17 protein-coding genes are annotated in these 16,524 nt (G+C 32.7%); 2 read left to right on the top strand and 15 right to left on the bottom strand.

What is annotated here, in order from left to right; all coding sequences use genetic code 11:
- Positions 1-277: 277 nt before the first annotated feature.
- From N5D46_RS02375 to N5D46_RS02355, 5 genes are all read right to left on the bottom strand, one after another.
- Entirely contained in the window at positions 278-1,498 is a 1,221-nt protein-coding gene (locus tag N5D46_RS02375; RefSeq protein ID WP_125350585.1) for a folylpolyglutamate synthase/dihydrofolate synthase family protein, read from the bottom strand.
- 96 nt (positions 1,499-1,594) lie between these two features.
- Complete coding sequence (gene nhaA, locus N5D46_RS02370; RefSeq protein WP_114997858.1) at positions 1,595-2,755, bottom strand: Na+/H+ antiporter NhaA; 1,161 nt, start codon at positions 2,753-2,755, stop codon at positions 1,595-1,597.
- 83 nt (positions 2,756-2,838) lie between these two features.
- Positions 2,839-4,053, bottom strand: a complete 1,215-nt coding sequence (locus N5D46_RS02365) for a sterol desaturase family protein (protein WP_038335169.1) — start codon at positions 4,051-4,053, stop codon at positions 2,839-2,841.
- 2 nt (positions 4,054-4,055) lie between these two features.
- Positions 4,056-4,769 (bottom strand): alpha/beta hydrolase, encoded by a 714-nt coding sequence (locus tag N5D46_RS02360; protein WP_038335162.1) that lies wholly within the window; start codon positions 4,767-4,769, stop codon positions 4,056-4,058.
- Between the two features lie 70 nt (positions 4,770-4,839).
- Positions 4,840-5,895 (bottom strand): anhydro-N-acetylmuramic acid kinase, encoded by a 1,056-nt coding sequence (locus N5D46_RS02355; RefSeq protein WP_280049084.1) that lies wholly within the window; start codon positions 5,893-5,895, stop codon positions 4,840-4,842.
- 561 nt (positions 5,896-6,456) lie between these two features.
- Here N5D46_RS02355 and glyA point away from each other — a divergent pair.
- Complete coding sequence (gene glyA, locus N5D46_RS02350) at positions 6,457-7,731, top strand: serine hydroxymethyltransferase (protein WP_280049083.1); 1,275 nt, start codon at positions 6,457-6,459, stop codon at positions 7,729-7,731.
- A gap of 452 nt (positions 7,732-8,183) precedes the next feature.
- On the opposite strand, the gene atpG is transcribed toward glyA, so the two are convergent.
- The 8 genes from atpG to N5D46_RS02310 all read right to left on the bottom strand — a co-directional run bounded on the left by atpG (position 8,184) and on the right by N5D46_RS02310 (position 13,936).
- The gene (atpG, locus tag N5D46_RS02345) at positions 8,184-9,056 is read right to left on the bottom strand and encodes an ATP synthase F1 subunit gamma (protein ID WP_180905267.1); all 873 of its coding nucleotides are present in this window, start codon (positions 9,054-9,056) and stop codon (positions 8,184-8,186) included.
- Between the two features lie 71 nt (positions 9,057-9,127).
- The gene (atpA, locus tag N5D46_RS02340) at positions 9,128-10,702 is read right to left on the bottom strand and encodes a F0F1 ATP synthase subunit alpha (protein WP_280049082.1); all 1,575 of its coding nucleotides are present in this window, start codon (positions 10,700-10,702) and stop codon (positions 9,128-9,130) included.
- A gap of 32 nt (positions 10,703-10,734) precedes the next feature.
- Entirely contained in the window at positions 10,735-11,274 is a 540-nt protein-coding gene (gene atpH / locus N5D46_RS02335; RefSeq protein ID WP_125350590.1) for an ATP synthase F1 subunit delta, read from the bottom strand.
- 2 nt (positions 11,275-11,276) lie between these two features.
- Entirely contained in the window at positions 11,277-11,771 is a 495-nt protein-coding gene (locus N5D46_RS02330; protein WP_280037235.1) for a F0F1 ATP synthase subunit B, read from the bottom strand.
- 93 nt (positions 11,772-11,864) lie between these two features.
- Positions 11,865-12,074, bottom strand: coding sequence for an ATP synthase F0 subunit C (gene atpE / locus N5D46_RS02325; protein ID WP_013598300.1), 210 nt, complete (start codon positions 12,072-12,074; stop codon positions 11,865-11,867).
- Positions 12,075-12,122: 48 nt separating this feature from the next.
- Positions 12,123-13,256 carry a F0F1 ATP synthase subunit A gene (gene atpB, locus N5D46_RS02320; protein ID WP_280049081.1) on the bottom strand — a complete coding sequence of 378 codons (1,134 nt, stop codon included), beginning with the start codon at positions 13,254-13,256 and terminating at the stop codon, positions 12,123-12,125.
- A gap of 78 nt (positions 13,257-13,334) precedes the next feature.
- Entirely contained in the window at positions 13,335-13,715 is a 381-nt protein-coding gene (locus tag N5D46_RS02315; protein WP_280049080.1) for a hypothetical protein, read from the bottom strand.
- Positions 13,716-13,720: 5 nt separating this feature from the next.
- The gene (locus N5D46_RS02310) at positions 13,721-13,936 is read right to left on the bottom strand and encodes an AtpZ/AtpI family protein (RefSeq protein WP_125350592.1); all 216 of its coding nucleotides are present in this window, start codon (positions 13,934-13,936) and stop codon (positions 13,721-13,723) included.
- A gap of 32 nt (positions 13,937-13,968) precedes the next feature.
- Between N5D46_RS02310 and dusB the strand changes: the two genes are divergently transcribed.
- Entirely contained in the window at positions 13,969-14,964 is a 996-nt protein-coding gene (dusB, locus tag N5D46_RS02305; RefSeq protein ID WP_280049079.1) for a tRNA dihydrouridine synthase DusB, read from the top strand.
- A 77-nt stretch (positions 14,965-15,041) separates the two neighbouring features.
- Here the strand turns inward: dusB and N5D46_RS02300 are convergent, their stop codons facing one another.
- Both N5D46_RS02300 and N5D46_RS02295 read right to left on the bottom strand, forming a co-directional pair.
- Positions 15,042-15,338, bottom strand: a complete 297-nt coding sequence (locus N5D46_RS02300; RefSeq protein WP_114997882.1) for a hypothetical protein — start codon at positions 15,336-15,338, stop codon at positions 15,042-15,044.
- Positions 15,339-15,422: 84 nt separating this feature from the next.
- A complete protein-coding gene (locus tag N5D46_RS02295; protein WP_280049078.1) occupies positions 15,423-16,484 on the bottom strand; it encodes a DUF2891 domain-containing protein in 1,062 nt (353 codons plus the stop codon).
- Between the last annotated feature and the right edge of the window lie 40 nt (positions 16,485-16,524).

Below are 16,524 nucleotides of genomic sequence, written 5' to 3'. Positions count from 1 at the left end.
CTTTTGCTTTTCTTAACAAAAAGAAAAGAAAAAGGGATACTTTATAGTTAACTACTCGGGAGGAATTGTCGCAAAGCGAGAATAATTTATTCAGTATAGTTAATAATATAATGGATACGATGCTGATGACATCATAATTAAGTTTCTATAAAGAAGCTCTTTTATAAAATAGGAGTGACAGAATCAAAAAAAAGGAGAACATGAGGTTCTCCTTTTTTAGTTGATAGTAATTATTGTTATCGTTGTTATGCTAATCAATGTTTATTATACTCTAGAATTAAATAACCTCAGCTACAACAAAAGTACTACCCCCAATGTAAATCATGTCATTTTCTGTTGCATTTGATTTTGCTGCAATTAATGCCTTTTCTACTGTATCAAAAAAGTGTTTATCGGTAATATCTTCTGGAATTATTTTATACAATTCATCGATATCATATTTTCGAGGAACATCTGGTTGACAGAAATAATAGGTTGCTTTTTTTGGAAAAAAATTTAAAATAGATAAAACATCTTTATCATTCACAAATCCTAAAACCAAATGCAATTGATTATAAGCTTGCTCATTTATTTGTTTTGAAACTTCTGCTAAACCATGTGGATTATGCGCAGTATCAGCAACAATTAATGGATGTTGTCCTAAAATATCCCAACGTCCACGCAAATTTGTATTCTTTACAACATTCAATAAGCCATTCGCAATATTTTCAGGGGAGATCGCCCAATTTTGTTTTTGCAATTGCTCAATAGCGGTTAAAACAGTACGTTTATTTTTAATTTGATAAGATCCTTTCAAATCTGAAGGCAAATCTTGAAAATGTTTTTCTTCTGCAAAAATGATTTCTGCATTTCTATCTTTCGCTACTTGTTCAAAAACTGATTTTGTCTCTGCTGTTGTTTCACCAATTACAATCGCTGTGTTTGGTTTTATGATACCAGCTTTTTCAAAAGCAATTTTATCCAACGTATCACCCAAAAATTGTGTATGATCCAAACCTATATTCGTAATAACAGAAAGTTCTGGTAAAATAATATTCGTAGAATCTAATCGTCCTCCTAACCCTGTTTCTATAATCGCGATATCTACTTTTTGTTGTGCAAAATATTCAAAAGCCATCGCAATTGCAATTTCGAAAAAAGACGCTTTTTGATCTATAATTTTTTGTTCGTGCTTATTTACAAAATCAATCACAAATTCTTCATCCGCCATTACACCATTAATGCGCATACGTTCACGAAAATCCTTTAAATGTGGTGAAGTTGTTAAACCAGTTTTGTATCCCGCTTCTTGAAGTATTGAAGCTAACATATGAGACGTACTTCCTTTACCGTTTGTTCCTGCGATATGAATCGTTTTAAACTTCTTTTGAGGATTTCCTAAATATTCACATAATTCAGTAATATTCGTTAAATCCTTTTTAAATGCAGTTGCTCCTACACGTTGAAACATTGGTAAATTAGAAAATAACCAATCAATGGTTTCTTGATACGTTCTCATTTGTACAAAAATTTATACGAAGATACGCAGGGATAAAATAAAAGTCGATTTCTTCCGAAGAAAAAATCGACTTGATATGATGAATATTTTGTTCAATTAATCTGAATAATCCTGACGAGTCGTTAAAGTTCTTTTTAAATAAAAGAATCCAAAAACTGCTGCAGCTACCGAAGCTACAAGAATCATTAATTTAGCTTCATTCACATAATCAGGATCTTTAAACGCCAAAATCGATACGAAAATAGACATTGTAAAACCAATTCCTGCTAACATTCCTGCACCAAAAACACGTTTAAAGTTTACAGCTGTTGGCAATTCACTTAATCCCAATTTTACAGCTATAAAAGTCGCTAAGGTTACACCAATTGGTTTACCTACTACTAAACCTAAGAAAATTCCAGCTGCTAACGGGAAACTAAAATGTGAGAATCCTCCACCATCAATAGTAATTGCTGTATTTGCTAAAGCGAATAATGGTAAAATGATGAAGGCAACTGGTAAATGTAAAAAGTGTTCTGCTTTTGCACAAAGAGATTTGGATTGATCTTTATTAAAAGGAATTGTAAAAGCCACTAAAACACCTGCAATTGTTGCGTGTATTCCTGAGTGTAACATAAACCACCATACAATAATTCCACCAATTATATAAGGTATGATTGTATTCACCTTCATTCGATTTAAACCAAATAATAAAGCTAAAACACCCATTGCAATCCCAAATTGAGTAATATCAAAAGGTAACTCAGGATTAGGATAAAATAATGCAATCACCAAAATAGCACCTAAATCATCAATTACTGCAAGTGCCGTTAAAAACACTTTTAAAGACATTGGTACTCTTTTACCTAACATTGTAATCACTGCAACGGCAAATGCAATATCTGTCGCCATTGGAATTCCAAATCCATTAATGGTATCAGTTCCATAATTCAAAGCAGCAAAAATTCCAGCAGGAAGTAACATACCTCCAACTGCAGCAAAAATGGGTAAAATTGCTTTCTTTACATTGGAAAGTTCTCCAATTAGCATTTCACGTTTTAATTCTAATCCAATTAAGAAAAAGAAAATAGCCATTAATCCATCGTTGATCCAATGTGCAAAAGAATGCCCGAATAGATCCAAATGCCAAAGGCTTTGGTAAGAATCAGCAAACATTGAATTGGCAACAATTAACGAAAATAGTGTACAGAAAATTAAAGTAATTCCGCCAGAAGTTTGGCTATGAATAAATTTTTGAAATAGTTTAGAAACAATCATTTTATTTTTTTTAATTTGGTAAAAATAATGAACTCGTTTTTAACCGCCTAATCTAAACGAAACAATAAGACCTAAATTATCATTTATATAATCTTTAAAATACTTTTTTGATACCAATTGCTAAAATTAAACATCTTTTCGATGATAAAAACAAATATGAAAGGTAAAATCAGCAAGAAATAATTATGAGATTGAATGATAAAAAAACTACAAAACACTAAAAATCTAATATGTTCTAAATACGGTACCCATCTTTTTTGTTCTAATTGTGCACCAATATTTATTAATGTAATCAAGACAAATACAACGAAGAAACCTTTGGTTAAATTATCAAATTGATCAAAGTAATATGTTAGAATACTCATCGCAAAAAACGATAAAATCAATTGTAAATTAATATAACCTTTGTATTTGAAATGATAACTATTCACTTTATTCTTAGACATCCATTTCTTTTCAATAATTGGTCTTATTTCCTGATCCATAACCGCTGGACTACCAAAATATATTGTCAATTTTTCTTTAATAGATGATTTTCTTCGAGCAGCCTCGTACAACTCTAAATAATAATGAAAATGTTGCCACAAAAAACTGTAACTATTGATAGGATGAGTTAATCCATATTTGGGTTTTTCTTCTTCTTTCTGAAAAGTACCAAATAATTTGTCCCAAAAAACAAATACATCTCCATAATTTTTGTCCAAATATTTTTCGTCAGAAGCATGATGAACACCATGAAGAGAAGGCGTTATAAAAATATATTCGAGCCATTTTTGTTTCTCCAAAATCTGCGTATGTGTAAAAAAAGAATACACGCCATGAACCACCAAAATCGTCATTACTAAATTTGGATGAAAACCAATAAAAGGCAAAATACACCAGAATACATTGCGAACAATTGCTTGTAAAGTCGTTATACGTGCCGCAACCGTGAAATTAAATTCTTCGGATTGATGATGCACAATATGGGCTCCCCAAAAAATATTGACTTCATGTCCCAAACGATGATACCAATACCAGACAAAATCTGTCGCTAGAAGCATCACAACCCAAATCCACCAAGCATTTGAAATATCTAATAGACGATAACTTTCGTAAATCCAAACATACAAATTGTAAAAACTTGCCGTAATAAAAAGATTCAATAATCGTTCTGCAATTCCTATTGAAATATTAGAAACTGAACTTTCATATTTATAGATATTCTTTAATTTCTTCTTTTTAACAACTACATATTCAAGCCATAAAAAAAGAAAAAAAGCTGATAAAGCAAAAGCTAAATACTCGGGATGATTCATTTTTAAGCACTTAAAAATTGATTAATATGTTGATTAAAAAGTATCGGCTGCTCCATCATCGGCACATGACCACAATGATCGATATAAGCTAATTTTGCATTAGGTAAATGTGCAAAAAACTCTTCAGCAACATCTGGCGGTGTCACAATATCTTGTTTTCCCCAAACTAACAAAACTGGCTGATCTATTTTATGTAAAAGATGTTTCAAATTTTGTCGCTTTGCATCTCGCGCAATCGAAATTATAGACAAAGCTTTTGTAGGCGTATTAGCGGTCGAAAAAACATCATCTACCAATTCTTTTGTAACAACATTTTTTGTTTCAAAAACTTCTTCTACCTTATTTTTGATATACTCATAATCTCGCACACGTACAAAAGAAGCTTGTAAATTGTTTTCATATAAACCAGAACTTCCTGCTAAAATCAATTTATCAACCAAATTTGGATGCGCCAACGCATATAACAACGCAATATGTCCACCCAAAGAATTTCCAATTAATATTGGATTTTCAATTTTATTGGATTTAATATAATTTTCTAGAAATTGAACTAAATTTTGAAGTGAATTTCTTTTGAAATGAGTAGAAAATAAAGGAAAAGTTGGTGTATAAACATTGTAATTTTCTTCAAGATTCTTGATAACATTTCCCCAATTACTAAGGCTTCCAAATAAGCCATGAAGTAAAATAACATCTTTATTTTTCGAATATTTCATATCGCATTTATTCTTTGTTACCGAACAAATGTAAATAAAATATTTTTAAACTCTATTAATTATATAGATTTTATAGATTATATATAATTCCAGACGAATGGTCTTTGCTTGCACCAGTTACTGAAGCTAAACAATTAATTTGATTCGTAAATTTTCTGTATCCTAAAAATGCAAAAATTAATGCTTCTTTAAAATCAATTAAATTATCAGTTGGAATGATGATTTCAACAGTTGATAATTCTCGTAAACGATTGATAAAAAATGAATTTCGAACTCCTCCTCCAGTTATCAACACATTGTTGATATCGTATAAAGCAAAGGTATTTTTAATTTGAATTACGAAATGCTCCACACAACTTCTCAGTTTATCTTCGGTAGGAATATCGTACTTATCAACAATTGTTAAAAACTCATTCGTTACCCATTCAAAACCTAATGATTTTGGGAAAGGTTGATGATAAAAATTCAGAAGGTTCAATTCTCCAACTAATGTAGTATTAATATATCCTTGTTCTGCTAATTCTCCATTTTTATCATATTCAAACCCGAGTTGTTTGGCATAATGATTCAAAACAATATTAATCGGACAAATATCAAACGCAATTCGTTTTCCATTTCTATTCATCGAAATATTCGAAAAACCTCCAAGGTTTAAACATGCATCATAGTTAGAAAATAATAATTCGTCTCCAATCGGAACCAAAGGGGCTCCTTGTCCTCCTAAAATAACGTCTTGTGTTCTGAAATCACACACCACTTTTTGTTGACAACGCGACGCTATTGCTGCACCGTTTCCTATTTGCAAAGTGAATGATTTCTGCGGTTGATGAAAAATAGTTTGCCCGTGAGATGCAACAAAATCTACTTTTCCAATCTTATTTTTATGAATAAATTCTTTTACTTTCTCCCCAAGAAAATAACCAAACTCTACATCTAATTGACATAAATCTATTGCCGAATATTGAAAAGCTTCTGTTAGTTTTTTTCGCCAATCAGATGAATAATCTATAGTTTCGGCAAGTAAAATTTCGAAATGTTGGTTATCATCAAATCGGACATAGCAAATATCCAAACCATCTAACGAAGTTCCAGACATTAAACCAATGCAAAAAGTAGGGTTTTTCATGCTGTAAATTTAATGAGAGAAATTGATAGTTTATTGGTTTAGAAATTAGAAATTTTGAAGAACTTAGAAAACTATTTTCATTTTTTCCTTGATGAAAAAACGAAACAAAAAAATCAAGACCTCAATAAATCGGCTAAAAATGATTCATTCTACGCGAAAAGATTTAAAAACCTATCGGTTAAATCTTTTTATCGCTTCGAATTTCTTCATTTTTTTACGCCTTTTTATTGAAAGGTCATTTGAAATTCCTTTGAATAAGTAAATTGGTTTTCAATTATTAATAAGGTATGATTCTGAAAAAAGTATAAATATTATTACTCAAAACTCAGAACTTATTACTCACAACTCGAGATGCGTTAGGGATAGGAGTGGAAATCCTTTGCGTGGAACGAAGCGATAGCGGAGTTACAAAGCAAAGATTGCAACGAATAGCCCGCCCGAAGGGAACGCCCAAATCATTAGAAAAATTGTTTTGATAATTCTTAGGTTATTGCGAATATATCAGTTAGAAATTCTAATGATAAAAGCTTATATTTGAAACACAATTAATACAAACAAAACATGGCACAAGATGTAATCTTCGATTTGATTGAAGAAGAAAAAGAAAGACAACTGAATGGAATTGAATTAATCGCATCAGAAAACTTTGTTTCGGACAACGTAATGCGCGCGATGGGTTCTGTTTTGACAAATAAATATGCAGAAGGTTATCCTGGAAAGCGCTACTACGGTGGTTGCGAAGTTGTAGACGAAGTAGAAACTATTGCAATTGATCGTTTGAAAGCGTTGTTTAATGCAGAGTATGCGAATGTGCAACCTCACTCAGGATCTCAGGCAAATGCAGCTGTTTACTTAGCATGTTTGAAGCCAGGAGACAAGATCTTAGGATTCGATTTATCGCACGGTGGGCACTTAACTCACGGTTCTCCTGTTAACTTTTCTGGGTTAACTTACCAAACTTCTTTCTATGGAGTGGACAAAGAGACGGGGAGAATTGACTACGAAGCTATGGCAGAAACTGCTCGTAAAGAGAAGCCTCAAATGATAATTTGTGGTGCTTCGGCATACTCAAGAGACATAGATTATGCTAAATTTCGTGAGGTAGCTGATGAAGTTGGTGCTTTGTTATTGGCTGATATCTCGCATCCTGCTGGATTAATTGCCCGCGGAATCTTGAACGATCCTATGCCTCATTGTCATATCGTAACGACGACAACTCACAAGACTTTACGTGGTCCTCGTGGTGGAGTTATTATGATGGGGAAAGATTTTGAGAACCCTTGGGGAGCAAAAACTCCTAAAGGTGAAGTGAAAATGATGTCTCAAATCTTGAACGGAGCAGTGTTCCCTGGTACACAAGGTGGACCTTTAGAGCATGTAATCGCGTCTAAAGCTGTTGCTTTTGAAGAGGCATTATCTGACGGTTATATGGACTATATTGTACAAGTTGTGAAGAATGCGAAGGCTTTGGCTGCGGCATTGGTTGCAAGAGGTTATGACATTGTTTCTGGAGGGACAGATAATCACTGTATGTTAATCGACTTACGTAACAAAGGTATTTCTGGGAAACAAGCAGAAAACGCATTAGTTTTAGCAGAAATCACTTGTAACAAAAACATGGTTCCTTTCGATGATAAATCTCCTTTCGTTACATCGGGGATTCGTTTGGGGACGGCAGCTGTAACAACTCGTGGGTTGGTTGAAGCAGATATGCAAACTGTTGCTGACTTGATTAACGAAGTATTAATGAACATTGATAATGAAGAAATCATTGATGGAGTTGCAGATCGTGTAAACGAGTTTATGTCTTCTCGTCCATTATTTCAAATGAAATAAGTAGAAACTTAGTTTCGATTATAACAATAGAAAAGTCCTGAGCATTGCTTAGGACTTTTTGTTTGATATAAAACGTCGAGATCTTTTAACTAAAATCTCCTTAGGTTTTATGTAAAATCACTTGACGTTTTTATTGAAATGTCTTGAGGAAATAATTTATTTCATTCTAACTTATAATAAGATTGAACTAATAAGAATTCTAATTAGATATATGATTACACAAATTATCATCCTGAATAAAGTAATAACTAAGTAGAAGTATTTCTTCAATACATATGTTAAAGAATAATTATTCAAAAGTGTTTTATAGATTTTTATTCCGAATGATAAATATAATTGTTAGAATCTATTAAAAGTTTTATTACTTCTTTATAATCTAAAGTAAACATTATAAAAAAAGCAACTTCGAGATGAAGTTGCTTTTCTATTTAAAATAATATAAGTCTTTGTTCTTACGCATTCAATGCTTCTGCACCACCAACGATCTCTAAGATCTCGTTTGTAATAGCAGCTTGACGAGCTTTATTGTATTGAATTTTCAATCCTTTTTGTAACTCGCTTGCGTTGTCTGTTGCTTTATGCATTGCAGTCATACGTGCTCCGTGCTCAGAAGCGTTAGCATCTAATACGGCTTTGAATAATTGCGTTTTCAACGTTTGAGGGATTAAGTCTCTTAAAATTTCTTCTTTCGAAGGGTTGAAGATATAATCTAACTCTGCTGAATTGTTTGCTTCTTCTTCAGTTTTCTCTAAAACGACTGGTAAAAATTGTTCGTCTTGTACAATTTGAACAGCTGCATTTTGAAATTGATTGTAGATAATTCTGATTTGATCAAAGTCACCTGCAGTAAATTTCTCTACTAAATCGTCTGCAATTTCAGCTACATCTGCAAAATTTAAATTATCCCAAATGCTTGATGCATTTTTATAGATAGTTTGTGTTTTACTAAAAGTATCATTAGCTTTTTTACCAATTGCTAAAATTTCTACGTGCTTACCAACTAATTCGTTAGCTAATAACGCATTTACTTTTTTGATGATGCTTGAGTTGTATCCTCCACATAAACCTCTATTTGAGTTAATAACGACTAAAAGTACTTTATTAACTTCGCGCTCTTCTGTTAATGCACCTCCTACTTCAGCTTCTAAAGTAGAACTTACATTTTGTAAAAGTTCACGTAATTTATCTGCATAAGGACGTAACTGTACGATAGAATCTGTAGCACGTTTTAGTTTTGCAGCAGAAACTAATTTCATAGCACTTGTAATCTGCATTGTAGAACCTACAGAAGTAATACGGTTACGTATATCTTTTAAATTTGGCATAATTCTATTTGAGATGAAGGATTAAAAGGAACTTAGAGATTCGGAAACCTCTAAGTTTCATTTATATTTTATTAGTATTTAGAAGTAGTTTCTGTGATAACTTTCTTCAATACATCCATAATTTCATCAGTCCATTTACCTAAACGGATAGATGTTAAAGTGTCTGCATATTTGTTGCGCATTAACTCAACAAAGTCAGCTTGCCACTCTTTCACTTGGTTAACTGGAACGTTTTTCAACATACCGTTAGTACCCGCATAAATAACTGCTACTTGTTCTTCTACTGGAATTGGAGCGTTAACACCTTGTTTTAATAACTCAACGTTACGTTCACCTTTACCAATTACGTTCATTGTAGCTGCATCTAAATCAGAACCAAATTTCGCGAAAGCTTCTAACTCACGGTATTGTGCTTGGTCTAATTTTAATGTACCAGATACTTTTTTCATTGGTTTTGTTTGTGCAGAACCACCAACACGAGATACAGAGATACCTACGTTGATCGCTGGACGAACACCTGAGTTGAATAAATCAGACTCTAAGAAAATTTGTCCATCTGTAATAGAAATTACGTTTGTTGGGATATATGCAGAAACGTCACCAGCTTGAGTTTCAATAATTGGTAATGCAGTTAAAGAACCACCACCTTTTACGATACCTTTCATTGATTCTGGTAAATCATTCATTTGAGCAGCAATTGTATCATCTTTAATAACTTTAGCAGCACGCTCTAATAAGCGAGAGTGTAAGTAGAATACATCTCCAGGATATGCTTCACGTCCTGGTGGGCGACGTAATAATAAAGATACCTCACGGTAAGCAACAGCTTGTTTAGATAAATCATCATAAACAATTAACGCTGGACGACCAGAGTCACGGAAATACTCTCCGATTGCAGCACCTGCCATTGGAGCATAAACTTGCATTGGAGCAGGATCAGATGCATTTGCAGCAACTACTACTGTATATTTATCAGCACCATGGTCTTGTAATGTTTTCATAATACCAGCTACTGTAGAACCTTTTTGTCCTACTGCAACATAAATACAGAAAACTGTTTCACCTCTATCGTAAAATTCTTTTTGATTTAAGATTGCATCTAAAGCAACAGAAGTTTTACCTGTTTGACGGTCACCGATGATTAACTCACGTTGTCCACGTCCAATTGGAATCATAGAGTCAATAGAAACGATACCTGTTTGTAATGGTTCGTTTACTGGTTGACGGTATAAAACTCCAGGAGCTTTACGCTCGATAGGCATTTCATATAATTGTCCTTCGATTGGTCCTTTACCATCGATAGGATTTCCTAACATATCTACAACACGTCCTAACATTCCTACTCCTACGTTAATAGAAGCAATTCTGTTTGTACGTTTTACTGAGTCCCCTTCTTTAATTCCTTTTGAAGGTCCGAAAAGTACAATACCTACGTTATCTTCTTCAAGGTTTTGTACCATTCCTTCTAATCCGTTTGAGAATTCTACTAATTCTCCGTATTGAGCATTGTCTAACCCGTAAACGCGAGCAATACCATCCCCAACAGTTAGAACGGTTCCAACTTCTGCTAATTCAACTGCTGAATCAAAGCTAGATAGTTGTTGTTTTAATATAGCTGAAACTTCAGCTGGATTTATTTCTGGCATTTCTGAAATATTTAAAATTTAGGAATGTATTTTTATTTTGAAAAATCTTTTTTTAATGTAGCTAATTTTGTTTTGATTGATGAATCAATTTGAGTATTACCTATTTTCAAGATAAAACCACCGATTAAAGATACATCAATTTTATTTACTACATTTACTTGACTACCTGCTGCTAAAGTTTGTTTTGCTTTTGCAACAATGTTATCTATTGTTTTTTGATCTAACTGAACAGCTGAAGTAATTTCTGCTGTTACAATATTATTTGCAAGATTATAATTTGCAATGAACTGATCTGCTATTTTAGACAAGATATTTTCTCGTCCTTGTTTTACAACTAATGAAATAAATGTGTTCGTTGTTTTAGAAAAAGATTTAAAAATTTCTTTTAAAACAACTTCTTTTTTACTCGCTTCAATAATTGGAGAATTTAAAAATGATTTTAGATCATCACTCTCTTTAATTATTTTGCACACATCATTCATTTCAGCATATACAACATCTGCTTGATTAGTTTCATTAGCAAATTGCATCAAACTCTTAGCGTATCTTTGTGCTGCTCTGAATCCTGCCATGTTTAGTTAAATTTAACTTGATCAATAACATTATTAACTAAGTCTTCTTGAGCAGTTTTATCTGCTAATTCTTTCGTTAATATTTTTTCAGCAATTTCAATAGATAACTGTCCAACTTGATTTTTGATATCTGCCATAGCTGATACTTTTTCATTTTGGATAGCTGCTTTTGCGTTCTCAATTAATTTGTTAGCTTCTACAGATGCAGAATTTTTCGCCTCGTTGATGATATTTTCTTTCATTTCACGCGCTTCTTTTAAGATTGCATCACGTTCTGCACGAGCTTCTTTTAAGATTTTCTCGTTTTGAGCATTAAGTAAAGCCATCTCTTCTTTCGCTTTTTTAGCTGCGTCTAATGCATCTTGAATAGATTGTTCTCTATCTTTAACAGCAGATAAAATTGGTTTCCATGCTAATGATCTTAACAATACTAATAAGATGATAAAAACTACCGCAGTCCAAAAAATAAGACCAACTGAAGGTGTAATTAAATCCATTGTGTGTATGTATTAAATTTTATTTTCTAATTAATTTTTTAATGAATTAGCTTCAACAACCAACCGTTACTGAAGCTAATTTAAATTCAAATATTATCCGTTACCTAATAACGCAACTACGATACCAAATAAACCTGCACCCTCGATTAAGGCTGCTGCGATAATCATAGCTGTTTGAATTTTTGAAGCCGCTTCTGGTTGTCTAGCGATTCCTTCCATAGCTGATCCACCGATTTTACCGATACCTAAACCAACTCCTAAAACTGCTAAACCAGCTCCGATTGCTGCAATACTTCCTGTCATGATAATTGTATTTAATTATTAAAAAATTATTTTTATATTTCTTTGTTCTTAATGATGATCGTGTTCTGCTACTGCTGTTCCTATGAACAATGAAACTAACATAGTAAACACAAATGCTTGTAATGCCGCTACTAATAATTCTAAACAGTAGATAAATAATGCTAAAGGAATAGATCCAGCAGACATTGCTTCTGTTTGAAATATAAAAATTAACGAGATTAAAGACATAATAATAATGTGACCTGCTGTAATATTCGCAAATAAACGAATCATTAAAGCGAAAGGTTTTGTAATAATCCCGATTAACTCAATTGGAGCTAAAATTAATTTTACTGGAACCGGTACACCTGGCATCCATAACATATGTCCCCAGTAACCTTTGTTTCCTGAGAAATTAATTACGATTAATGCGATTAATGCTAATACAAATGTAACTGCGATATTACCTGTAACGTTAGCTGCACCTGGTAACAATCCTAATAAATTGTTGATCCAAATGAAGAAAAATAACGTTAATAAATAAGGCATAAATTTCGCATATTTTTTCTCACCGATATTTGGAATTGCTACTTCATCACGAACAAAAATAATAATTGGCTCGATGAATCCTGCAATACCTTTTGGTACCATATTTCCTTTTTTGTAGTTAGATGCAACTGCAGAGAAAACTAAGATTAAAATCACGAAAGAGATTAACATTGATGTTACATTTTTCGTAATAGAAAAATCTAAGGGTTTTTCATTCTGTAAATGAATAGCACCTTTCTCATCAACATGAGGTTTGATTGTACCTTGCGCATCTGTTTTGTAGATTTTTTCGTGGTAGTTGATATAGTAGTTTCCGTTACTTTCAACAACCGCTTCGTTGTGGTGAAATTTAGAAGACATAAAAACTTGTAAACCATTATCCCATAAAATAACAGGTAATGCAACTCCTACACTTTTTTCTCCTTCTCCCCATAAATGCCAATCGTGCGCATCTGCAATGTGGTGCATGATACCTGGCACTGGGTTAAATGTAGACTCGCCAGATTTCACTTTAGCAGCTTCCTCTTGACTTTTTACTTGCTCACTTTTAATTAACTCCTCAAACGTTTTTGGAAGACTTTCGTGCGGAACTGCTGTAGAGGCGAATCCGAAATTGAAAAGTAATAAAAACGCTAATAACGCTGAAAATTTCATGTATAATTCCTTTGTTTCTAAATTGCGTGCAAAATTATAGTAAATTAACCACTTACCAAAGTCAAATGCTAAAAATCATTAAACTTTTTTTAACTTTAAATTAATTAAGCGAATAAACACTAAAACTTCGGCTAGCAAAATTACAAAATAACTTATAATTAATTGTACAACATTTGATTTAATTTGTTCATTCACAACAATCAATGCTAATACAATTGCCATCTTCGCTATCATCCCTCCCATAAAGGCAAAACCAACATATTCTGGAAACTTTATCTTCACAAAACATCCAACTTGCAAAATCATTAACGTAATTAATCCAATTATTAAATACATTTTTGGAACAATTAGCGGATTTTCGCTAAAATTATAATGCACAACAATTGCGTAATGAATACCACAAAAAATTGCTACCATTGCAATAAAAGAAAGTGCTAAAAGAATAAATTTCTTAATCATTAAAATTATTTTTTCGGTAATTGCTTCAACATCAAATATAATCCTGCAAAAACTCCCAGCAAAGATAAGCCAGCCGTCCATAATGGCTTGTCTGTTTCCATTTTTTTATCCAAAAAAGTTCCTAACCAAGCAAATAACGCAATCGTTACCGCCATCTGTATTCCCATCCCAGAAAACTTTAAATATTGATTTACACCTTCGGTCTTTCGTTCTTCTTTCATAAGTTTTATGTAATTTTGCAAAAAATTATTTCGTGGTAAAGATAGGAAACATAGAATTACCAGACTTCCCTTTATTGCTTGCACCAATGGAAGATGTGAGTGATCCGCCATTTCGTCGCCTATGCAAAATGCATGGTGCAGACTTGATGTATACAGAGTTTATTTCTTCTGAAGGATTGATTCGTGATGCAATAAAAAGTCGTCAAAAATTAGATATTTTTGATTACGAACGTCCTATTGGTATTCAAATTTTTGGTGGAGACGAAGAAGCCATGGCAATGTCAGCTAAAATTGTAGAGACAGTTCAACCTGATATTGTTGACATCAACTTTGGATGTCCTGTAAAAAAGGTTGTTTGTAAAGGCGCTGGAGCTGGTGTATTAAAAGATATAGATTTAATGGTACGTTTAACAAAATCTGTTGTTGAAAGTACACATTTACCAGTTACTGTAAAAACGCGTTTGGGTTGGGATTCTGACTCGATCAACATTTATGAAGTTGCAGAACGTTTGCAAGAAACAGGTATCAAAGCTTTGTCAATTCACGGTCGAACACGTACACAAATGTATAAAGGAAATGCAGACTGGGAACCGATTGCAAAAGTAAAAGCGAACCCAAATATTGAGATTCCGATTTTTGGAAATGGAGATATTGATTCGCCACAAAAAGCCATCGAATACAAAGAAAAATACGGTGTAGATGGTGTAATGATTGGTCGTGCAGCTATTGGTTATCCTTGGATTTTCGAGCAAATTAAACATTATCGAGAAACAGGTGAATTGTTACCAGAACCAACAATTGTAGAACGAATGGAAGCGGCTAAAAATCACTTAAATTGGGCGATTGATTGGAAAGGAGAACGTACAGGAATTTTGGAAACACGTATGCATTATACCAATTATTTCAAAGGAATTCCAAATTTCAAACCTTATCGTACAAAATTAGTCACACAAGATAATCTTGTTGATTTGATGCAAACTTTCGAAGAAATCGAAAAAGAATTTATTCCGAAATTAGAAGAAATTTAATCGTTAGAAATAATTCATCTCTATAAAAAAATCCACCAATTACTTGGTGGATTTTTCATTTAAACTTGAGACTATAATTAATTACAATTATCTACAAGCAACACTTCTTCTGGATTCAGCATATCATATTTCATCAATACAACTTCGTCCACGTCTGCTCTAGATCGTAAAGTAACTTCATAAACTTCATCATTTACAGGATATTGTATCGTTGCTTTCGGACGTTTAAATGTTCCGCTAGTTTCCACAACAACACCTTCTACGCATTTCCCTGTTTTAGCCAATTGATCTTCTAATTGACTTTTCGAATATTGACTAAATCCGAATGCTGCAAGACCTAAAACTGCAATGACGATATAAAAATATTTTTTCATAGAATTAAAATTTAATGTTTCGTATTAGTTTTGTTTGAAACAAATTTAGATTCAATTCTATCGTTATAAAATCCCTATTATTAGCTAATTTTTAGTTTCACGTTTGGTTTTCAGCGCATAAAGTGCAAAAGTTCCCAACCAATGACTTCCCATATAATCATCATTTGAAATATTATTGAACGAATAATTGAAGTGATGATTTGCCCAATCATTCAAATAATTTAACTCTGGCAATTTATGTTCGATTTGATACAAAGCCGTTGCACGACTAAAATTCAAACCATCCAAATGAACCAATTGCCCATCCGTACGATCCAAAACAATTCCAGGTTTTAGCTCATGTTTTTTATCAAACAATTGTGGTAAAAATGATTTCAACCATTTTTTATATTCATCATGCGGATGAATTTTAGACATCAACAAAGCCTCTTCCAAACAAGCCGAAAGAAAATCTGATCCACTTGGTTCGAAAGCAATATTGCAACTTTTATCTTTTAAATAAAGACGATTTGCATTATCAGTAATCACTTTTTCGAATGTTTTATCATTCACAGAACGTGCATAATCTATCGCTAAACTCAAACCAAACGCCGTATTATCATGCGTTCCTGTACGAATTGGATAAACTAATTTCGGCAAATATTCTTTGTATCGAACAATAATCAAATCACTCAAAGGTTTCAGATTTTTTGCCCAAACTTGCGCATCTTTATCTTGCCAATTATTCAATTCCATTTGCAATTGTAACAACCAAGCCCAACCATAAGTACGCTCGAAATTCTTGTTATTTTTATCATTGAAAAAGGTCATTTCGACCGCAACATTTTCTGCTGTAATCAATTGATTTAACTCATTTCTAACCTGATTATTTTGATCCAATTCAGGAAAATCTTTCATCAATTTCACAATCGACCAAAATCCATGAACAGAAGAATGCCAATCAAAACAACCATAAAAAATTGGACGCAATTGCTTTGGCGTTTTCAAATCCTGATCACTTCCCAAAACATTTCCTAGTTTATTAGGATACTCAGTCTTGATACAATGCGTTGGTAATTCAAATATTTTTTTGGCTTGATCTAAGTGTAATTCTTGCGCAAAAACTGTAGATGATATAAAGGTTGATAAGATAATAAATCGTTTCATGAAGATTGTTTTTACTAAGATAGAAATTATTCTTTGCTTA

This window comes from Empedobacter sp. GD03865 (assembly GCF_029840775.1).
GTDB lineage: Bacteria > Bacteroidota > Bacteroidia > Flavobacteriales > Weeksellaceae > Empedobacter > Empedobacter falsenii_B.
The sequence above is the reverse complement of the archived record's forward strand: the minus strand, read 5'-3'. Positions and strand labels throughout refer to the sequence as shown.